The organism is Epilithonimonas sp., from assembly GCF_032055105.1.
Classification (GTDB): Bacteria; Bacteroidota; Bacteroidia; order Flavobacteriales; family Weeksellaceae; genus Epilithonimonas.
The window spans coordinates 64,746-79,705 of sequence record NZ_DAMBRK010000018.1; the positions used below are offsets into that span (position 1 = coordinate 64,746).

17 protein-coding genes and 1 tRNA gene are annotated in these 14,960 nt (G+C 34.7%); 12 read left to right on the forward strand and 6 right to left on the reverse strand.

All coding sequences use genetic code 11. The annotated features are described in order from the left end of the window. Positions 1-14 precede the first annotated feature (14 nt). From ribD to nadE, 3 genes are read right to left on the reverse strand one after another with little or no spacing between them, the layout of a single operon-like run. Positions 15-1,052, reverse strand: coding sequence for a bifunctional diaminohydroxyphosphoribosylaminopyrimidine deaminase/5-amino-6-(5-phosphoribosylamino)uracil reductase RibD (gene ribD / locus RTY06_RS14045; protein WP_312825622.1), 1,038 nt, complete (start codon positions 1,050-1,052; stop codon positions 15-17). Between the two features lie 54 nt (positions 1,053-1,106). Next, positions 1,107-1,760, reverse strand: coding sequence for a hypothetical protein (locus RTY06_RS14050; protein ID WP_312825604.1), 654 nt, complete (start codon positions 1,758-1,760; stop codon positions 1,107-1,109). 20 nt (positions 1,761-1,780) lie between these two features. Then, entirely contained in the window at positions 1,781-2,572 is a 792-nt protein-coding gene (gene nadE / locus RTY06_RS14055; RefSeq protein ID WP_312825605.1) for an NAD(+) synthase, read from the reverse strand. A gap of 74 nt (positions 2,573-2,646) precedes the next feature. On the opposite strand from nadE, the gene RTY06_RS14060 reads away from it, so the two are divergent. From RTY06_RS14060 to pheA, 8 genes are all read left to right on the forward strand, one after another. Next, positions 2,647-3,630, forward strand: coding sequence for a gliding motility protein GldB (locus tag RTY06_RS14060; protein ID WP_312825606.1), 984 nt, complete (start codon positions 2,647-2,649; stop codon positions 3,628-3,630). Between the two features lie 85 nt (positions 3,631-3,715). After that, positions 3,716-4,042: a gliding motility protein GldC gene (gene gldC, locus RTY06_RS14065; RefSeq protein WP_312825607.1), complete on the forward strand. Its 327-nt coding sequence runs from the start codon at positions 3,716-3,718 to the stop codon at positions 4,040-4,042. Between the two features lie 86 nt (positions 4,043-4,128). After that, positions 4,129-5,280: a cystathionine gamma-synthase gene (locus RTY06_RS14070; protein ID WP_312825608.1), complete on the forward strand. Its 1,152-nt coding sequence runs from the start codon at positions 4,129-4,131 to the stop codon at positions 5,278-5,280. A 4-nt stretch (positions 5,281-5,284) separates the two neighbouring features. Then, positions 5,285-5,782 carry an N-acetyltransferase family protein gene (locus RTY06_RS14075; protein WP_312825609.1) on the forward strand — a complete coding sequence of 166 codons (498 nt, stop codon included), beginning with the start codon at positions 5,285-5,287 and terminating at the stop codon, positions 5,780-5,782. Between the two features lie 9 nt (positions 5,783-5,791). Continuing rightward, positions 5,792-6,862, forward strand: coding sequence for an endonuclease/exonuclease/phosphatase family protein (locus RTY06_RS14080; RefSeq protein ID WP_312825610.1), 1,071 nt, complete (start codon positions 5,792-5,794; stop codon positions 6,860-6,862). Positions 6,863-7,004: 142 nt separating this feature from the next. Further along, a complete protein-coding gene (locus tag RTY06_RS14085; protein ID WP_312825611.1) occupies positions 7,005-7,448 on the forward strand; it encodes a hypothetical protein in 444 nt (147 codons plus the stop codon). Between the two features lie 59 nt (positions 7,449-7,507). Beyond that, the gene (locus RTY06_RS14090) at positions 7,508-8,299 is read left to right on the forward strand and encodes a DUF2490 domain-containing protein (protein ID WP_312825612.1); all 792 of its coding nucleotides are present in this window, start codon (positions 7,508-7,510) and stop codon (positions 8,297-8,299) included. A 181-nt stretch (positions 8,300-8,480) separates the two neighbouring features. Next, the gene (gene pheA, locus RTY06_RS14095) at positions 8,481-9,329 is read left to right on the forward strand and encodes a prephenate dehydratase (RefSeq protein WP_312825613.1); all 849 of its coding nucleotides are present in this window, start codon (positions 8,481-8,483) and stop codon (positions 9,327-9,329) included. A 6-nt stretch (positions 9,330-9,335) separates the two neighbouring features. Here the strand turns inward: pheA and RTY06_RS14100 are convergent, their stop codons facing one another. From RTY06_RS14100 to RTY06_RS14110, 3 genes are read right to left on the reverse strand one after another with little or no spacing between them, the layout of a single operon-like run. Beyond that, positions 9,336-9,749 carry a hypothetical protein gene (locus RTY06_RS14100; RefSeq protein WP_312825614.1) on the reverse strand — a complete coding sequence of 138 codons (414 nt, stop codon included), beginning with the start codon at positions 9,747-9,749 and terminating at the stop codon, positions 9,336-9,338. A 46-nt stretch (positions 9,750-9,795) separates the two neighbouring features. Further along, positions 9,796-10,188 (reverse strand): hypothetical protein, encoded by a 393-nt coding sequence (locus RTY06_RS14105; RefSeq protein ID WP_312825615.1) that lies wholly within the window; start codon positions 10,186-10,188, stop codon positions 9,796-9,798. 15 nt (positions 10,189-10,203) lie between these two features. Beyond that, a complete protein-coding gene (locus RTY06_RS14110) occupies positions 10,204-11,595 on the reverse strand; it encodes an amino acid permease (protein ID WP_312825616.1) in 1,392 nt (463 codons plus the stop codon). 234 nt (positions 11,596-11,829) lie between these two features. Between RTY06_RS14110 and RTY06_RS14115 the strand changes: the two genes are divergently transcribed. From RTY06_RS14115 to RTY06_RS14130, 4 genes are all read left to right on the forward strand, one after another. Then, positions 11,830-12,231 (forward strand): phosphoheptose isomerase, encoded by a 402-nt coding sequence (locus RTY06_RS14115; protein ID WP_312825617.1) that lies wholly within the window; start codon positions 11,830-11,832, stop codon positions 12,229-12,231. Positions 12,232-12,481: 250 nt separating this feature from the next. After that, positions 12,482-13,438 carry a D-2-hydroxyacid dehydrogenase gene (locus RTY06_RS14120; RefSeq protein ID WP_312825618.1) on the forward strand — a complete coding sequence of 319 codons (957 nt, stop codon included), beginning with the start codon at positions 12,482-12,484 and terminating at the stop codon, positions 13,436-13,438. A 174-nt stretch (positions 13,439-13,612) separates the two neighbouring features. Beyond that, a complete protein-coding gene (locus tag RTY06_RS14125; protein ID WP_312825619.1) occupies positions 13,613-14,632 on the forward strand; it encodes an asparaginase in 1,020 nt (339 codons plus the stop codon). 44 nt (positions 14,633-14,676) lie between these two features. After that, positions 14,677-14,763 (forward strand) — tRNA-Ser (locus RTY06_RS14130). Positions 14,764-14,960: the final 197 nt, after the last annotated feature.

Here is a 14,960-nt window from a genome sequence, read left to right on the forward strand (position 1 = left end):
CTAAGTTTCTGATATTAATCAAGACTCGTGTTACTGAAAAATAAAACTTCTGTGTCTCGTAGATTTTCTTTTTTTTTAGGATTGAAATTGAATTCCGGAGCTTTGGTTCCGTTTTCCAAATTTAAATTGGGATTTTTGAAAATTAGAGCTTCATCCCAAAGATTTTGATTGATGAATTCTTGCAATGTAAATCTTCCACCTTCGATGATTACAGATTGAATTTGCAATTCGTACAGTTTTTCTAAAATTTGATTTAATGAATTTTGTCTTTCAATTTTGATGAATTTCAAATTTTTATCTTCGAAGTTTTTAATCGAATTAAAAATAATGGTTTCTGCTTCATCATTATAAATATTAGAATCCTGTGAAACTTCCAGATTGAAATCAATTAAAATTCTAATAGGATTTCGACCTTCAACTTCTCTTACAGTCAAACTTGGATTGTCGTGAAGCGCTGTATTTTTTCCAACCAAAATAGCGTGTTCTTCGCTTCTCATCTGATGAACAAATTGCTTTGAAAGCGAATTGCTGATTTGGATTGGTTTAAAATCTTTATCCATAAAACCATCAGCAGACTGCGCCCATTTCAGAATAATGAAAGGACGTTTTTTTTCGTGATAAGTAAAGAATCGTTTGTTTAGTTGTCTGCATTCACCTTCTAAAACACTTGAAACCACTTCAATTCCTGCATCAGAAATGATTTTTTTACCTTTTCCATTCACTTTGTCGTGGCTGTCCATTGCGCCAATTACCACTTTTTTGAAACCCAATTCTTTTATTTTAAGAGCGCAAGGCGGTGTTTTTCCAAAGTGAGCGCAAGGTTCAAGTGAAACATAAATTGTAGATTCTGGAATCAGATGTTTGTCTTCATCTTTTATAGAATTAATTGCATTGATTTCGGCGTGTGGTTCGCCAGCTTTTTTGTGAAAACCTTCGCCAATAATTCTGTCGTTATAAACGATAACAGAACCAACCAAAGGATTTGGGTAAGTTTTTCCTAGAGCTTTTTCAGCTAATTCTATGCAACGTTTAATGTAAACTTGGTCATTCATCATAAAAAAACACTCAACTATTGTCAAGTGTTCCGTAAAATTAAGTTTTATTTTTTACTTTTTGGCTTCTACCGCAGTTGGTTTATAGGTTACAACAGGAATTGCAGTTGTGATAACAGCTTCCATTAATCGGCTTCTTTCTTTTGACAAAGCTTTGCTAGAGTATTTCAAATCGCCAGCAATTCTTTTAGAATAAGAAAAAATCAAGAAAGATTTTTTTTCATTAGTATCAAAATTTTTGAATCTGTCAATGTTATATTCTGCATAAGATTCTCCATCTTGAGGTACAACTGTGACGAGATAATCCACAATGATTTCTTTACCATCGGGACTTTCGGTTACATTGACGAAAGAATATTTGTCCTGAGTTCTTTCTTTTCTCTTTTCAACATATTCTACTTTTTGTTTTGCAGCATTGTCAATGTCAATTTCTTTATCGAAATAAGAGATATTAATAAGTTCTTTATAATTTTTAAAATCATCATCTCTCAAAAGATATTGTTGCTGAGCCCAAGTTGTCGAATTTTGCTTGCTCCAAGTCAAAAAATATTCGCTTTCATTAAAAGTCAAAGGTCCCGGAATGTTGAGTCTGTCAATCACTTCAACTGGAGCAGAAGTAGCAGTTTCTTCGGTCTTGGTTTCTTGAGAATAAGCCATCGATGAAAAGGCTAAACCCAGTGAAATAGCAAGTGTATTTCTAATTTTCATATTATTTTTTGAATTAAATTCTATTTCAATTCCGCAGGAATCTCACAAACAGGAATCGGATTCATCTTGTGTTGAGTTGCTCTGTTAAATCTTAGATAGATTGTCATCACTTCTTTTTCTCTTCCTTCGAAGTCTGCTTCGGTTTTTCCAACAAGTTGCTGTTCCATTGCCCATTCCAATTCTGGATACGTGGCGCCAATTTGATCTTCATCTGTTCTGTCAACTTCCCAAAGTCCGTCCGTTGGTTTTGCTTGTTGAATGCTTTCAAGTATACCTAATTCTTTTGCAATCTCATAAACCTGAGTTTTATAAAGATCCGCAATAGGAGAGATATCAACACCGCCGTCGCCATACTTTGTAAAGAATCCAACTCCGAAATCTTCAACTTTGTTTCCTGTTCCAGTTACCAAAAGTCCATTGATTTGGCCATAATAATATAGTGTAACCATTCTCAATCTTGATCTTGTGTTGGCTTCAGCCAAATTTTTATTTGGAGAATCATCTTTGTAACCTTCTGTTGTTTTTTCAAAAGATTCAAATGTTGGAGTCAAATCAACTCGGAAACCTTCTACATTAGAGAAATTTGATTTTAAAAATTCGATGTGATCCTGGGCTCTGTCCACTTGATCGGCTTTTTGACGGATTGGCATTTCCAAAACCAAAGTTTGCAATCCTGTTTTCGCTGCCAAAGTTGAAACCACTGCGGAATCTATTCCTCCGGAAACACCTACTACAAAACCTTGTGAATTCGCTTTGGTTGCATAATCTTTTAACCAGTTGACAATATGATCGATTACTTTTTGTGTCTGCATAATATTTTGTTAAAATTCTTGATTCAAGATTTAAAGCGTTATTTTTGCTTTTCGAAAATCTTAATGTAAAAATAATGAAGTTTTTCCGATATATCACGATTTCTGCGGTTTTAGTTTTTGGATTGAGTTCCTGTAAAAAAGAAAATGAAAACCAATGGGATGTCGAAATCAAAAATCCTGTCAAAAAAGTGGATGTCACAGATTTGTCAGGTGAATTCTATGATTCCAAAGTAAGTTTGGAAGATTTCAAAGCAAAGTATCCTTGGTTTCAGGGTTCTGTTCCAGATGCAGATTATGGAGATCGAAGAAAAGATACAATGGAAGTTCGCATTTATAAAGAAGCGATTTCTAAGATTGATAAAACAAAATTGAATAAAGATTTAGTTGATCTTTTCTCACACATCAAAAATTACTTTCCGAATTTCGTTCCGCCTCATATTTATCTTTATTCATCTGTTGTTGATCCACAAAATGTAACAGATCCGATTTTTCTGAGAGAAGATCAGAATATGCTTTTTGTTGATGTAACAGGTTTTATGGGAGATGGAAACAAAAATTATAAAGGGCTAGATTTATATTTTCAAAAATCGATGAATCCTGATAATCTTGTTCCGAAAATCTCTGCTTTTTTTGCATCACGATTGGTTCCAATTATGAATGATCAGCAAAAATTTTTGGATCAGATTGTTTACCAAGGAAAAGTTCAGATTTTGCAAGATGCTTTTTTACCCAATGTTCCGGATTATCTAAAAATAAATTATACAAAAGCTCAATACGATTGGGCGGTTGCAAATGAAGCTAATATCTGGAATTATTTTGTAGAAAATGATTTGCTGTTCAGTGCGGACCCCAATCTTTCAGAAAGATTTATTACGCCTGGTCCTTTCTCAAAATTCTATACAGAAGTAGATAGAGAAAGCTCGCCACAAATCGCAATTTGGACAGGTTGGCAAATTTGTAAACATTATCTGAAAGCTCATCCGGAAGAGAAACTGCAAGTTTTTTTGAAAAAGAATGCAACGGAAATTTTCAATGCTTCGGATTACAGACCGAAGTAATGTTAGTTATAAATTATAAGTTATGAGTTTCAAATTCTGAATCTCTTAATTTTTAAATATTTAATTTTTTATAAGAATAAAATCAATGAAAAAGACAAAAATCGTTATAGATGTAGAATTGGACGATAATCACGTTCCGGAAAAAATGTTTTGGAAAGCCGAAGACGGCGGAATCAAAAGACAGGAAACCAAAGCCGCAATGATTTCCGTTTGGGACAGCAAAGCTATGGAAGCTCTTAGAATTGACCTTTGGACAAAAGATATGCCTGTTGACGAGATGAAAAGATTTTTTCACCAGATTCTGGTTTCTATTGGACATACTTACGAAAGAGCAACCAGCGAAGACGATGTAGCACAATGGTTAGCTGAAGTAGCAGAAGAATTTGCAGTGAAATCAGCGATTAAAATGTAAAATAAAGACATTAAGATTTCAGATATTAGACACAAGATTTTTGTCTGACATCTGAAATCTTTGTTCTGAAATCTAAATATTATAATATGAAATTCAATACAAAAGTTATACACGGCGGACAACATCACGAACCGGCAACCGGTGCAGTGAACGTTCCTGTATTTTTGACATCAACATTTGCACAAAAAAGTCCAGGACAATTACTTTCCGGCTACGAATATTCCAGAGGAGCAAATCCTACGAGACAAGCTTTAGAAGATTCTTTAGCAAGCATCGAAAACGGCGCTCGAGGTTTGGCTTTCGGTTCCGGTTTGGCAGCGATTGATTGTGTTTTGAAATTGCTAAGTCCGGGTGACGAAGTGATTGCTGTAGATGATCTTTACGGAGGTTCTTACAGAATGTTCACAAGATTATTCGAAAAATATCAGTTAAAATTTACATTCATCGGTTTTGATAATGTTGAGGAATTAGAAAATGTTATTACTGATAAGACTAAATTAATTTGGTTAGAAACACCTACTAATCCATTGATGAAATTGGTAGACATCAAAATGGTAGCTGATGCCGTAAAAGGCAAAGATATTTTGGTAGCAGTTGATAATACATTTGCGACGCCTTATATTCAGAAACCTTTGGATTTGGGGGCTGATATTGTGATGCATTCTGCGACTAAATATTTAGGCGGACATTCTGATGTGATTGCCGGCGCTTTGATTGCAAAAGATGCGGAATTAGGAGAAAAATTACATTTTATTCAGTTTGCGAGCGGAGGAATTTTAGGTCCTCACGATTCTTATTTGGTTTTGAGAGGAATCAAAACATTGGCACTTAGAATGCAAAGACATTCTGATAACGGTTTTGAAGTGGCGAAATATCTTGAGAATCATTCTTTGGTAGAAAAGATTTATTATCCAGGATTATCATCTCATCCGCAATACGATTTGGCAACAAGACAAATGACGGAATTTGGAGGAATGGTTTCTTTCACTTTCAAATCCGGTAAAAAAGAAGATGCGATTAAATTCTTAGAAAATATCAAAGTTTTCACTTTGGCAGAATCTTTGGGTGGAGTAGAATCGTTAGCGAATCTTCCTGCAATGATGACGCACGCTTCAATTCCTGAAGATAAAAGAGCGGTTCTTGGAATCACGGATGATTTGGTGAGATTAAGTGTCGGAATCGAAGACGCTGAAGATTTGATTGCTGATCTGGAACAAGCTTTTAATACTTTAAATTAAATATATGACTTTTCGTGATGCGACTTTAGATGACCTTCCTAAGATTGTGGAAATTTACAATTCTACAGTTGCATCGCGATTGGTTACAGCTGATTTGGAGCCTGTTTCTGTTGAAAGTAAAGTCGATTGGTTTCATCAGCATAACTCCGAATTTCGTCCGCTTTGGATGGTTTTGGATTCGGAGAAAAATACAGTTGGCTGGGTAAGTTTTCAGGATTTCTACGGAAGACCGGCTTATCAGAAAACTGCTGAAATCAGTATTTATATTGATGAAAAATACAGAGGAAAAGGATTAGGCAGATTGATTCTGGAATATGCCATCGAAAAATCTCACGACCTTGGAATCGAAAATCTTCTGGCTTTCATCTTTGCACACAACCTTCCGAGTTTGACTTTGTTCCAGAAATTCGGTTTTAAATTATGGGCAAATCTCAAAAATATTGCAGAATTGGACGGCGAAAAACGAAGTCTGATTATCCTCGGAAAAAATATTAAAGAATAAATTGATAGAATGGAACACTGGACGTCTTATTTGTATTGGAGCATTTCGGTTTTGGCGATTTTATCGGTTCTGATTCCGGCGATTAAAAATACATATTGGACTTTCAGAATTTTTGATTATCCACGTTTTCAGAAGTTTATCATTCTTTTGGTTCTCATTTTAGTTTGGTTTTTTACTTTTGAAAATCCAACGATTTATGATCAGGTTCTTCTTTTTTCGGAGATCATTTTGTCATTTTATTTATTTTATATCATCATTCCTTACACAAAATTTGGAAAAACGATGATTGATAAAATTAAACCAAATTCCGGTGAAAAACCTTTGGATATTTTGGTTTGCAATGTTTATCAGTACAATAATAATTATCAGAAATTAATTGATTTAGTTAACGAAAATAATCCGTCTGTTTTGTTTTTCTTGGAGACTGATGAAGAATGGAAAAACGCTCTGAAATCGGCTACAGACAATTATCCATATAAGATTGAAGTGCCTTTGCCAAACACTTACGGACTTCTATTTTACAGCCAATTCCCGATTAAAAATAAAGAAATCAATTATTTGATTGATGATGATATTCCGTCTATTGTAGCGGATTTGGAATATAATAATGATATCGTTCGTTTATATGGAATCCATCCAACACCGCCTGTGCCACAGGAAAATCCTGAAAGTATAGAACGTGATGCGGAAATTCTTTTGGTTGGCGAAGAAGCGAAAAATTATGGCAAACCTTCTATTGTTTTTGGAGATTTGAATGACGTCGCTTGGTCTAGAACGACTAAGTTATTTTTAAAATCCAGTGGGATGCTAGACCCGCGACGTGGACGAGGAATGTACAATACGTTTCACGCCAAATATTGGTTTCTGCGTTGGCCTCTAGACCATTTTTTCGTAAGTCCACATTTCCGATTGGTTGATATGAAAAGAATGAAATCTGTTGATTCTGACCATTTTCCGATTTGGATTTCTTTGGTTGTAAGAAATGAGGATAAAGAAGAACAATTCAACATTTCACAAGAAGAAAAAGAAGAGGTGGTTGAAAAAATCGAAGAAGGTATTGAGAAAGGCGACGTTAACTAAATTGATTCAAAATATTTCTCAAGCGGATTACGCTAATCACGCAGATTTTTTTCAATAAATTAAATCTGTTTAATCTGAAAAATCAGCGAGATGTAATTTTAACTTTTATTGATTCTTTAATTTTAAATTAAATCTAAAATTTATGAAAAAGCTAATTCTTGTTTTCGTGTTTTTCTTTTGTGTTCAGTTTTTTTTGGCTCAGAAATCTGAAGATAATCCAATTTATATTGTTGATAACGTGATTGTTTCTAATATATTGCTTCACAGTTTCAATCCAGAAGAAATTCAAAGTGTTCAGGTTTACAAATCGCCGTCTTCGCAAATCGAACAATATGATGACCTTGTGAAAAATGGTTTGATTAATATTGTAATGAAGAAGCCTCAAACTATCGAAAAAGTAACCATTGCTGAAGCTAAAACAAAATTGAATCTTACATCAGAATCAAGGTTTTTCCTAAATGATATCGAAGTTCATAATCAATCAATTCTAATTGCGGAAGACCTTTTGAAAAAAGCAAGAATTCTACAGCCCGATAAGAAATTCAATAATTATAAAGTTCCTGCAATCAGCATAGAAACGAATTAAAGTTATTTGTTTTTACCTTTCCGAATTTCTATTTTTGCTGACATCGATAACATTTTAATATGGTTTTCACTAAAGCAAAATTATTCTTTAGCGCATTATTTTTAGTTTTAATATCAAATTTATTTTCCGCTCAAAATCGAATCAGCAATCACAATAATATTGGCTGGTACGCTTACAACGGAACTTTTAAAGTTGATTCCAAATTTTCTATCCACACCGAGTATCAATGGAGACGAAATGATTATATCACAACTTGGCAACAGAGTCTTTTGCGTTTGGGAATTAATTATCAGGCAAACCCGAATCTGCAATTACGACTTGGTTACGCTTGGGCAGAGACTTTTCCTTATGGTGAAATTCCATTGAACGGAATGGGAAAAGATTTCACGGAGCATAGAATTTACGAAATGGCAACTGTAACCGACAAGATTGGAAAAATCGATTTATCTCATCGTTTTATGCTAGAACAGCGCTGGGTCGGGCGATATTCTAATGCGAATTTGACTTCGGAAGATCAATATCCTTTTATGAACAGAGCGCGTTATATGGTTCGTTTGCAAATGCCTTTAAAGGGAATTTCGATTGCTGAGAAAACGCCTTATGCAGCGGTTTACGATGAGGTAATGATTGGATTCGGGAAAAATGTTGGCGAGAATATTTTTGACCAAAATAGAATCGGAGTGTTGTTAGGTTATAAATTCAATGATTTAGTTAGAGTAGAAGGCGGTTATTTAAATCAAATTGTTCAACTTGGAAGAGAAGTGGAAGGTAAAAATGTATTCCAATACAACAATGGTTTTATCGTGAGCGCCAATTTTAATTTCGATTTCTCTAAGAAAACTATGGATTGATTTAACCACATAGACACATAGTTTTTTTCAGCGAAAAGCTTTCTGCTCTACTTAACCTGATAGTGTTGATGACTTAACTCTAGTATTAGAATTGTCATCCTGAGCGGAGTAGAAGGATTTTCTATTGATGAATAAATCTACTTTGGTGGTTTAAATAAAGAATAATCTTTAATTTCGCAGTATGAAAATAGTATTCCTCGGACCCGAAGCCTCTTTTACACAGTTAACTGCAAAGCAATTATTCCCAAACGAAGAATTGATTCCAAAAGCTAATATTTTGGATTGCTTTTTGGCGGTTCAGAATAATGAAGTAGATAAAGCGGTTGTTCCTTTGGAAAACTCGATAGAAGGAACGGTTTCTATGACTTTGGATTATCTTTATCAGACGCCTGAAATCAGAGTTGAAGCCGAAGCTGTAATGCCGATTGCACATCATTTGATGATTCATCCAAGTCAAGAAAATGATACTGAAATTGAAAAAATCTATTCTCATCCGCAGGCTCTTGCTCAAAGTTTTCATTTTTTAAATCAGAATTATCCGGATGTTCCGAAACAAGATTTTGCTTCGACAGCTGCTGCAGCAAAACGTGTTTCTGAAAATCCTGATAGAAAAATTGCAGCTGTTGCCAACAAATTTGCTGCGGAATTATACGGATTGAAAATCATAAATGACAACATTCACGATGTTGAAGAGAATCATACGAGATTCATTGTGATCTCCAAAAGTGATGAAAGTTTTGACAGTGACTTGAACAGTTCTGGAAAGAAAACCGGACTTTTGATTACACTTCCTCAAGACCACGCCGGAGGACTTCATCAGGTTTTATCGGTTTTTGCGTGGCGCAATATGAACCTTAGCAAAATCGAATCCCGAACTTTGAAAACCAAACTTGGCAACTATTTCTTTTTTGTAACTGTTGTCGGAGATTGGAACAATGTTCTTTACATTAATTCAATTGATGAATTGAGAGCTATTGGCGCTGATGTTAAGTTTTTGGGGAATTATAAGGAGTTTTTGCTGGAAGGGTAGAATTAATTACTTTTTTAAAATGTATTGAAATTGTTGATTGTTGTTTATGTTTGTTGGTATCATTTTTAATTTTTTATAATTTTCAATTGTTTCAAAAATGTGGTCAACAGGTTCTACTAATGATAAGCCTGTGTTGTCTTCAAAGATGATTCTTGGACGTTTAGTTTGCAAACTTACTGCTGTATCTTGATAAGGAATATAAGATTTAATTATTCCAATTAATGCAGCTTTATTATTAACTTTTGTTCCTTCTATGTTTATAATCTCCGGTTTTAATATAACTGGACCTCCACTATTTCCGGGAAATACTAAGGCATCAACAATAAAGTCTGTATTTCTATTTTCAAATAAATCTCGAATTCTTGCAATACAACCATTTCTTAGTATAACATGTTGTCTATCGGTGCCAATTAATCCCATTGGAAAGCCTAAAACAAATACACCATCACCTTCAGTTGTTTCATTGTCAATTAATTGGTTTTTTGTTAAAAGTGTGGATATCAGAATTAAAAAATTGAAATTTCATCCCCTCACTTTTCAATAAATTTGTATTTATTGGAATTATAGCAACATCTATTTTAGGATTTGGATGCCCAAATCTATTTTGGTCATTTAATGATAGTTCATAGTCTTTCGCTGGAGAATCTTCTTGAGGATTAAACCTAAGAATTATTTTTGATAAATCATTTATTACATGTTTATTTGTTACTAAGAAAACTTCGTATAGATTTTGGCCTTCAGTATTTTTTTCTATATAGTTACCGTATAAAAAGCCAGTCCCAATCCATTGTTTTTTAGAGTTATTTATTATTCCTATCCCTACTACACAATCAAGAAAAAAAGGAGGTATTAATGCCATAGTATTTATATTTAATTAATTTTTTTTAGTTTGGTTCTTATTAATAAAAAAATAAACAGGCAACCCAATCAAAATCAATCCCAATCCTGGCCAAGTATATTGCGGTTTATAAATAAATAATAGAATACAAAATCCGGTTCCAAACAAAAGATAGAGAATAGGCGTAAAAGGATAAAGAAAAGTTTTGTAACCTCTTTCTAATTCAGGTTTTTTGATTCTCAGATGGATGACACCAAAAACGGTAATCATATAAAACAAAACAATCACAAACGAAATCATATCCAGCAAATCGCCATATTGTCCGCTCAGACAAAGTAAACTTGCCCAAATTCCCTGCATCCAAAGTGATTTTGCAGGAACACCATTTTTATTATTTTCAACGGCAGATTTTAAGAACAATCCGTCTTTTGCCATTGTCTGGAAAACTCTAGCTCCGGCGAGAACAATTCCGTTCACACAACCAAAAGTCGAAATCATCACAAGAACTGCAATGATAATTGTTCCTGCATTTCCAAACATTTTTTCGGCAGCAGCAACAGCAACTCTGTCATTCGCAGCAAACGCAATAGAATCTCTGTCGAGTGCGTTGAGGTAAACAAAATTCACTAAAAGATAAAGAATCATCACAGCAGAAGTTCCAAGAATCATTGCTTTCACAACATTCTTCTTTGGATTTTCGATTTCACCGGAGATAAAAGTCACATTTTCCCAAGCCACAGAACTGAAAACCGAACCAACCATTGCAGCGGCAATTCCACCCAAAACAGTTGCGCCGGAAATACCTTTCCATTCAGTTTGTTTCAGATTTTGGAATGCATCCCAACCGAAGCTCATATTAGAACTCCAATTAGATTGAGAAATCAAAACAAAACCAAGAATAATCAAACCTAAAAGTGCGATGATTTTGGATGAAGTAAAAACATTTTGGAGAAGTTTTCCGCTTTCAACACCTCGTGTATTCACAAAAGTCAAAAATAGAATCACAAAAATTGCTAGAATCTGAATCCACGTGATTTTAAAATCGCCACTTTGAAAAATCGGAGGAGCATCATTCAAACTTGGAATCAAATAAGCTGTGAATTTTCCGAAAGCAACGGCAACCGCCGCAATCGTTCCGGTTTGAATCACAGTAAACATTCCCCAACCGTATAAAAATCCCATTGGTTTCCCAAAAATCTCTGTGATGTAAGTGTATTGTCCACCTGCTTTTGGGAACATTGCCGATAATTCACCGTAACTTATTGCTGCTGCAACGGTCATAACTGCTGTAATCAACCAAACGACAATCAGCCAATAGCCAGAACCTAGATTTCGCATAATGTCCGCACTCACGATAAAAATTCCGCTTCCTATCATTGATCCCATTACGATCATTACAGCGTCCCAAAGTTTGAGTTTTTTCTCCATAGTTTTTATTAATAATCAAATATATAAAAAGTAGAGATATGTTTTTCGGATGATTTTTTTGTGTTTAAAAGTCTAATAAGCTGAAAAATTTTAGGTTGATAAGTGATTATGGTAAAACTAAAAGGATATTTTTCTTAAAATTATACTATAAAATTAAAGTTTCATTAAGCTTTTAATAATAATTTGTTAGTCTGAATAGAAATATATAATTTTGCAACTTCAATTTTAACAAATATGGAATTAGAATACGTAGATCATCTGAGCCCAATGCTGAAAGGCGATGTCAAGAATTATCTTATCGATATCGATGGTACAATTACCGAAGATGTTCCTAACGAAGAACCAGAGAGAATGGTAACTTGCGAGCCTTTTCCGGATGCTTTGGCGACCATTAATAAATGGTATGACGAGGGTCATCAGATTTGTTTCTTCACTTCCAGAACAGAAGATTTGAGAGAAATTACAGAAACTTGGCTGAACAAACACGGTTTCAAATACCATAGCGTTTTGCTTGGAAAACCAAGAGGTGGAAACTATCACTGGATAGACAATCACCTTGTACGCGCAACAAGATACAAAGGAAAATTCACGGATTTGGTTGAAAAACAAGTAACCATAGAGGTTTTCCGTGACTAAAAATATTTTAAATCAAAAAATTCCCGAGCCTCAAACTTTCGGGAATTTTTGATTTGATGACAAAACCACTAGCCCCGATTGACTCTATTATTTTATTAAATTAAGGAATCGTCGAAACTACGTTTTGTAGCGGCATCCTTTTTCTTTTTTTGCTAAAAAAGAAAAAGATATAGCGGAAAGCGGGATTAAGCTCCTAAACCAATTAATTATTGAACAGATTCTGTTCTTCAAAAAAAATATACAATTTATAATGAAAGTACTTGCTAATGACGGATTGACGCAATCTGGAATAGACGCTCTTAAAGAAAACGGATTTGAGGTAATCACGGACAAAGTGGCTCAGGAAAATCTAATCACTTATATCAACGAAAATCAAGTTAAAGTTCTGCTTGTAAGAAGCGCGACGAAAGTGACGAAGGAAATGGTGGATAATTGCCCAAGTCTGGAAATCATCGGTAGAGGTGGTGTTGGGATGGATAACATCGAGGTTGCTTACGCGAGAGAAAAAGGAAAACACGTAATCAATACGCCTGCAGCGTCTTCGGAATCTGTGGCGGAATTGGTGTTTGCTCATCTTTTTTCAGGAAGCAGATTTCTGCAAGATTCTAACAGACAAATGCCTGTGAAAGGTAATACTGAGTTTGCGGAATTGAAGAAAAAATACGAAGCTGGAATTGAACTGAGAGGAAAAACTATAGGAATCGTAGGAATCGGAAGAATCGGACAGGAAGTTGCTAGAATTGCTCTTGGATTGGGAATGAAAGTGATTGCTTCTGACACGAGAATCGGGAAAGCAAGTGTACGTGTAGATTTCTACAACCAACAATATATCAATGTGGAGATAGAAACGGAGCCGTTGGAACAATTGATTCAGCATTCGGATTTTATCACGCTTCACGTTCCTGCTCAGAATGGTCCAATCATTGGAAAAGCAGAATTGGAAAAAATGAAAACTGGCGCAGCTATCGTAAACTGTGCTAGAGGAGGAGTAATTGATGAAGAAGCTTTGATTGAAGCTTTGGATTCTGGAAAATTGGCGTTTGCAGGTCTTGATGTTTTCGAGAACGAACCAAAGCCTTCAGAGAAAATCTTAACGCATCCAAAAATCTCTTTGACGCCTCACACAGGTGCTGCTACGGAAGAAGCTCAAGACAGAATCGGAACTGAGTTGGCGAATCAGATTGCTAGTATCCTTTTGGTTAAATAATTTAACTTAAATATCAATAAAATGCTCGTTTTATAACGGGCATTTTTTATTTTCCCGATTCATATTAAAATTTTACTTTTGTTGAGAATTTTTATGGCAGCTTAATCCGTATGAGTTTATACTGAGCGGAGTCGAAGTAGGCTGCAGTTTTCACCTTCGAATCAACATTCTCTTATGAAAAGAAAAGTCCTACTTATTTACACCGGCGGAACCATCGGAATGGAAAAAGATTACACGACGGGAAGTCTTGTTCCGTTTGATTTTTCCACTATTTTCAAAAGAATCCCAGAAATGAATCTTCTCGAATGCGAGGTTTCTGTTCATCCTTTTGAAAAACCTGTAGATTCTTCTGATATGGGACCCAATGAATGGCGAATGATTGCAGAATGGATTCATAAAAATTACGAAGCATTTGACGGATTTTTGATTCTTCACGGAACGGATACAATGTCTTATACAGCTTCTGCACTCAGTTTTATGCTAAAAAATCTTGGAAAACCCGTTATTATGACAGGTTCTCAGTTACCAATTGGAGATTTGCGAACAGATGCGAAAGAAAATCTTTTGACAAGTTTATATTACGCAAGTCTCTATGAAAATAATGAAGCGGTTATCAAAGAAGTCGCTGTCTATTTCGAATACAAACTTCTCCGCGGAAATCGAAGCTTGAAATATTCTGCTGAATTCTTCGATGCTTATCAAAGTCCGAATTATCCAATTTTGGGACAGTCAGGTGTTCATCTTAATATCGAAAAAGATTTGCTTTGGAAACCAAAAGATGAGTTCGAATTGGATACTTATCTCAACGAAAATGTTCTTTTCTACAGAATTTTCCCCGGAATGAACTTCGAATCTTTATTGGAATTGAAAACGCCGGAAGCCATTGTTTTGCAGGTTTTTGGTTCAGGAACTATTTTCAATAGTGATAAAACGCAATCGGTTCTTCAGGAATTAAGAAATCGTGGAATTGAGATTGTGGTTATTAGTCAATGTATTTCCGGTGGAATTAGTTTTGGGAAATACAGCAATAGTAATATTTTTACAAAAATTGGTGCAATCAGTGGAAAAGATATGACTGCAGAGTCAGCAATTACAAAATGTATGCACATTTTGAAAAACCCTAAATATTCTAAAACTTTCTTTGATGTCTTTTCTCAAAATATTTGTGGAGAAATTACAGAAGAATTTCAATAATCCTTGGAGTAATCAGATATTTCATTATATTTGCAACCTCAATTAGAAAGGTGTCCGAGTGGTTGAAGGAGCTACCCTGGAAAGGTAGTATACGGGTAACTGTATCGAGGGTTCGAATCCCTTCCTTTCTGCAAGAAGAGAAATCAAACAACATCAAAAGTCTTTAAATAGTAGTGTTTAAAGGCTTTTTTGTTTATTACACTATCATACTGCATCAAATAAGTGCAAATAAGAAGTGAGTGATTAGGTGCGTATAAAAAAATCATGTACTTGTACGCACCTAAATTTATGAAAAGTGCCTATTCATAATATATACACGCTATTGAAT

What these genes read in the sequence shown, in the direction of transcription:
- ribD (WP_312825622.1), bottom strand. Translation starts at nt 1,052, where the DNA reads ATGAATGACCAAGTTTACATTAAACGTTGCATAGAATTAGCTGAAAAA.
- RTY06_RS14050 (WP_312825604.1), bottom strand. Translation starts at nt 1,760, where the DNA reads ATGAAAATTAGAAATACACTTGCTATTTCACTGGGTTTAGCCTTTTCA.
- nadE (WP_312825605.1), bottom strand. Translation starts at nt 2,572, where the DNA reads ATGCAGACACAAAAAGTAATCGATCATATTGTCAACTGGTTAAAAGAT.
- RTY06_RS14060 (WP_312825606.1), top strand. Translation starts at nt 2,647, where the DNA reads ATGAAGTTTTTCCGATATATCACGATTTCTGCGGTTTTAGTTTTTGGA.
- gldC (WP_312825607.1), top strand. Translation starts at nt 3,716, where the DNA reads ATGAAAAAGACAAAAATCGTTATAGATGTAGAATTGGACGATAATCAC.
- RTY06_RS14070 (WP_312825608.1), top strand. Translation starts at nt 4,129, where the DNA reads ATGAAATTCAATACAAAAGTTATACACGGCGGACAACATCACGAACCG.
- RTY06_RS14075 (WP_312825609.1), top strand. Translation starts at nt 5,285, where the DNA reads ATGACTTTTCGTGATGCGACTTTAGATGACCTTCCTAAGATTGTGGAA.
- RTY06_RS14080 (WP_312825610.1), top strand. Translation starts at nt 5,792, where the DNA reads ATGGAACACTGGACGTCTTATTTGTATTGGAGCATTTCGGTTTTGGCG.
- RTY06_RS14085 (WP_312825611.1), top strand. Translation starts at nt 7,005, where the DNA reads ATGAAAAAGCTAATTCTTGTTTTCGTGTTTTTCTTTTGTGTTCAGTTT.
- RTY06_RS14090 (WP_312825612.1), top strand. Translation starts at nt 7,508, where the DNA reads ATGGTTTTCACTAAAGCAAAATTATTCTTTAGCGCATTATTTTTAGTT.
- pheA (WP_312825613.1), top strand. Translation starts at nt 8,481, where the DNA reads ATGAAAATAGTATTCCTCGGACCCGAAGCCTCTTTTACACAGTTAACT.
- RTY06_RS14100 (WP_312825614.1), bottom strand. Translation starts at nt 9,749, where the DNA reads ATGGGATTAATTGGCACCGATAGACAACATGTTATACTAAGAAATGGT.
- RTY06_RS14105 (WP_312825615.1), bottom strand. Translation starts at nt 10,188, where the DNA reads ATGGCATTAATACCTCCTTTTTTTCTTGATTGTGTAGTAGGGATAGGA.
- RTY06_RS14110 (WP_312825616.1), bottom strand. Translation starts at nt 11,595, where the DNA reads ATGGAGAAAAAACTCAAACTTTGGGACGCTGTAATGATCGTAATGGGA.
- RTY06_RS14115 (WP_312825617.1), top strand. Translation starts at nt 11,830, where the DNA reads ATGGAATTAGAATACGTAGATCATCTGAGCCCAATGCTGAAAGGCGAT.
- RTY06_RS14120 (WP_312825618.1), top strand. Translation starts at nt 12,482, where the DNA reads ATGAAAGTACTTGCTAATGACGGATTGACGCAATCTGGAATAGACGCT.
- RTY06_RS14125 (WP_312825619.1), top strand. Translation starts at nt 13,613, where the DNA reads ATGAAAAGAAAAGTCCTACTTATTTACACCGGCGGAACCATCGGAATG.